Source organism: Pseudomonas sp. EGD-AK9, from assembly GCF_000465935.2.
In the GTDB taxonomy this organism is placed as follows: domain Bacteria; phylum Pseudomonadota; class Gammaproteobacteria; order Pseudomonadales; family Pseudomonadaceae; genus Aquipseudomonas.
In genome coordinates this window covers 1-3,668 of sequence record NZ_AVOF01000320.1, presented here as the reverse complement: position 1 = coordinate 3,668, position 3,668 = coordinate 1, and the positions used below count along the sequence as shown (strand labels likewise).

General features: G+C 68.2%; 4 protein-coding genes. All 4 read right to left on the bottom strand.

Annotated features, from left to right (window positions below; translation table 11 throughout):
• A partial coding sequence (locus tag N878_RS15055) for a hypothetical protein (RefSeq protein WP_031303238.1) occupies window positions 1–329 on the bottom strand: 329 nt, incomplete at its 3' end.
• 358 nt (window positions 330–687) lie between these two features.
• Window positions 688–1,320: a CoA transferase subunit B gene (locus tag N878_RS15050; RefSeq protein WP_021444449.1), complete on the bottom strand. Its 633-nt coding sequence runs from the start codon at window positions 1,318–1,320 to the stop codon at window positions 688–690.
• 2 nt (window positions 1,321–1,322) lie between these two features.
• The gene (locus N878_RS15045) at window positions 1,323–2,033 is read right to left on the bottom strand and encodes a CoA transferase subunit A (RefSeq protein ID WP_021444448.1); all 711 of its coding nucleotides are present in this window, start codon (window positions 2,031–2,033) and stop codon (window positions 1,323–1,325) included.
• Window positions 2,034–2,058: 25 nt separating this feature from the next.
• Window positions 2,059–3,668 (bottom strand): alpha/beta fold hydrolase (locus N878_RS15040; protein WP_021444447.1); only part of this gene is annotated, 1,610 nt, incomplete at its 5' end.

Genomic DNA, 3,668 nt, shown 5'->3' with positions numbered 1-3,668 from the left:
TGGGCCAGCAACTGCGGATAGGCCTGACGCTTCCGGCGCGGCAAGGCGTCGAGCGTGGCGAAGCTGCGTTGCATGGCCGCCAGCGGCGCGGCCAGCGCGGGCGGCTGGCCCAGCTGCAGAACCTGGATCTGCAGGCTGTGCAGGTGGTGGTAGACGGCCGTCAGGCTGCGCGGATCCGGCGCCCGCTCGGCCGGATTGAAGTACAGCAGGGCGCTGGCGCAAAGCAGTTGGCCGCGCGCGCTCAGCTCGTTCAACGGTTGGGGCTGGCCGGCGGCCAATAGCGGGGCACACAACAAGGGCAGCAGGAAAAGCCGGATGACTCTGCGCATGGTCCTAACCTCGTTCTAATTGTTATCGGGCTAAGCGGTTCTGCACCTGCCAGCGACAGGCGCGTCCGCGGCGGCAGGCGCAGCCGCCGCGGAGGTGGAATAAAAAAGCGGACGACTGCTACCCCAGCCGCCGCGAAGCATCCAGGGCGGTGCCCCCCGGATTGACCAGCTCTTTGGTGCCCGGTGCGCTGAACAGCGCAGCCCGGCGATGGTGGACGCACTCGCCTTGCCAAACGGCAAGCAAGCGCCGCCACACAGGATTAAAAGGCGGCGAGCTGCGTGCGCAGTCGCCGCAAACGCTCCGGAGCGTCACGCCGAAGCGGGTCACGCCCTGACCTGAAAGCACAGGGCGTGGCGGTTACTGGCGCCGGATCGCGCAGCCGGTGGCCGCCTGCAGCTGGTCGAAGTCCACCCCGGGGGCCATCTCCACCAGCTCGAGGCCGGCAGCGGTGACATCCAGCACGGCCAGGTCGGTGATGATCCGGTCGACCACGCCGACGCCGGTCAGCGGCAGGTCGCAGCGTTCGAGGATCTTGTGCGCGCCGCCCTTGGCGCAGTGCTCCATGATCACCACCACGCGCTTGACGCCGGCCACCAGGTCCATGGCGCCGCCCATGCCCTTGACCATCTTGCCGGGGATCATCCAGTTGGCCAGGTCGCCGTTCTCGGCCACCTGCATGGCGCCGAGCAGGGCCAGGTTGATGTGGCCGCCACGGATCATGGCGAAGCTCTCGGCGCTGTCGAAGAAGCTGCTGCCGGGCAGCGTGGTGATGGTCTGCTTGCCGGCGTTGATCAGGTCGGCGTCGATCTCCTCCTCACCGGGGAAGGGGCCGATGCCGAGCAGGCCGTTCTCGCTCTGCAGCCAGACCTCCATGCCGTCGGGGATGTAGTTGGCCACCAGGGTCGGCAGGCCGATGCCGAGGTTGACGTAGAAGCCGTCCTGCAGCTCGGCGGCGGCGCGCTGCGCCATTTCTTCGCGGGTCCAGGCCATGATCAGTTCCCCCCTGCCGTTGTAGAAAGCGTGCGGACTTCGATGCGTTTTTCCGGGTTGGGGTTGAGCACCAGGCGCTGCACGAAGATGCCCGGCAGGTGGATCTCGTCGGGGCTCAGCTCGCCGACCTCGACGATTGCCTCGACCTCGGCCACGCACACCCGGCCGGCCTTGGCGCACAGCGGATTGAAGTTGCGCGCGGTCTTGTTGAACATCAGGTTGCCGGCCCTGTCGGCCACCGCGCCCTTGATCAGCGCCACGTCGGCGGTCAGGGAGCGCTCCATCACGTACCAGTCGCCGTCGAACTGACGGGTTTCCTTGCCCTCGGCGATCAGCGTGCCGTAGCCGGTGCGGGTGTAGAAGGCCGGGATGCCGGCGCCGCCGGCGCGCAGCTTCTCGGCCAGGCTGCCCTGGGGGGTTAATTCCAGCTCCAGCTCGCCGGCCAGGTACTGGCGCTCGAACTCCTTGTTGCCGCCGACGTAGGAGGAAACCATCTTCCTGATCTGGCGGCTGTAGAGCAGCGGGCCGAGGCCGAAGTCGTCGACCCCGCAGTTGTTGCTGATGATGGTGAAGCCGGTCTTGCCGGTCTCCCCCAGCGCCGCGATCAGCGCCTCGGGGATGCCGCACAGGCCGAAGCCGCCGGAGGCGATGGTGATGCCGTCGTGGACGATATCGGCCAGTGCGGCATGGGCATCGGGATAAATCTTGTTCATGGATGACCTCGGGATTGATCTGAACCTAGCGCTCCAGCACATAGGTACCGGGCGCGGCGCACAGCGCCGGGTATTTCTTCGAGCCGAGCGTTTTCGGCGCGCTGCGGCTGGCGCCGGAGCGCTGGCCGATCCACTGCCGCCAGTGCGGCCACCAGCTGCCTTCCTGGCGCTCGCCGGCGGCCTCGAGCCAGTCCTCGGCCTCGGGCTGGGCCGCCGGAGCGGCATGAAAATAGGCCTTGGGATTGCCCGGCGGGTTGACCAGGCTCTGCAGGTGGCCGGCATTGGACAGGACGAAGGTGCTGCCTTCGCCGAACAGCCGCGCGGTGCCGTAGCAGCCCTGCCAGGGGGTGATGTGGTCGGTGGTGCCACCGACCACATAGGCGCCGACCTGCACCTGGGTCAGGTCGATCGGCAGGCCGGCGATGCGCAGCCGGTTCGGGTTGCTGAAGGGGTTCTGCTCGATCAGGTCCAGGTAGTCGGCGTGAAGCTGCGCCGGCAGGCGCGTGGTGTCGCTGTTCCAGGCCAGGATGTCGAAGGCCGGCGGCTTGTTGCCGAGCAGGTAGTTGTTGACCCAGTAGTTCCAGATCAGGTCGTTGGGCCGCAGCCAGGCGAACATGCGCGCCATTTCCTGGCCGCTGAGCACGCCCTTGCGCCGCGAGCCCGCCTTGGCCGCGGCCAGCGCGGTCGGGGTGGCGATCATACCGATGCCGGTGTCGTCCATTACCGCAGGCATGTCCAGCACGCATACCGCCCAGTTGGTGTTGGCCACCTTGGCGCCCTCGCCCTGGGCCGCCAGCCAGCCTAGGTAGGCGGCCAGGGTGATGCCGCCGGAGCAGGAGCCCCACATGTTGACGTCCGGGCTGCCGGTGATCTGCCGCGCCACGTCCACCGCCTGGTCCAGGCACTGCACGTAGTCGGACAGGCCCCAGTCGCGCTGCTTGGCCGTGGGGTTGCGCCAGCTGATGACGAACAGCTGCACGCCGCTGTCCTGGATCCACTTGATCAGGCTTTTTTCCGGCGATAGGTCGACGGCGTAGTACTTGTTGATCTGCGGCGGCGACATCACCAGCGGGCGGCTGAACACGCTCGGCGTGGTGGGGGCGAACTGCAGCAGCTCGAACATCTTGTTGCGAAACACCACCTCGCCCTTGGCCGTGGCGAGGTTCTCGCCCAGCTTGAACGGCGTGCTGTCGACCTGCGACGGCAGGCCGCGGTTGTGCAACAGGTCGCGGGCCAGCTGGCGGCCGCCCTGCAGCAGGCTGGCGCCGCCGGTGTCGACCACCCTGCGCAGCGCCGCGGGGTTGGTCAGCAGCAGGTTGCTCGGCGCCAGGGCATCGACCAGCAGGGAGGCGACGAAACGTGCGCGGCCCTTGTCGGCGCCCTGCAGGTCCGAAGATTCGATAAAGCCATTGAGCTCGCGCTCGCCGGCCAGGTAGCTCTGCACCAGGGCGCGCAGGAAGGGGTTGCTGTGCCAGGCCGGATCGGCGAAGCGCTTGTCCTTGGGCGCCGGTGCCAGCGCGGACGCGCCGCTGGCGATGCGGTACAGCTCGCGCAGGTAGTTGCCGCCGTGCATGCCGGCCTTGAACGGGGTGCGCGCCACCGCCTTGAGCAGCGAGCCGGCGGCGCCGAGCACAT